This is a genomic window from Colwellia marinimaniae (assembly GCF_002207865.1).
GTDB classification, from domain to species: Bacteria; Pseudomonadota; Gammaproteobacteria; order Enterobacterales; family Alteromonadaceae; genus Colwellia; species Colwellia marinimaniae.
This window is the reverse complement of sequence record NZ_BDQM01000515.1, coordinates 1-236: the sequence shown is the minus strand read 5'-3', so window position 1 is coordinate 236 and position 236 is coordinate 1. Positions and strand designations below refer to the sequence as shown.

Annotated in this window: 1 protein-coding gene; it reads right to left on the bottom strand. The window is 41.9% G+C overall.

Annotation, left to right across the window (positions count from 1 at the left end; all coding sequences use genetic code 11):
- Nucleotides 1-236 (bottom strand): RexA family antiphage protein (locus MTCD1_RS20310; protein ID WP_438819315.1); only part of this gene is annotated, 236 nt, incomplete at both ends.

Below are 236 nucleotides of genomic sequence, written 5' to 3'. Positions count from 1 at the left end.
CGCTCTCCACTGCTTAATGACATTCCTTTCCCGATTAAAAAAGCTGTCAGATCGGATGTGGTCGGCCCGAAAACAGTTCTGGCAAAACCAATGGTGTCGCCTTCAACAAACAAAAAAGATGGGAATCCCAATGATTCGTCATCTGCGAGGCTGTTCTTAATATCTTCAACTGAAGCTTTAGAGCGATTTATCTTCTGAACCAGACTCTTGTCATTTGTTTTGGTAAAGAGAAAAGT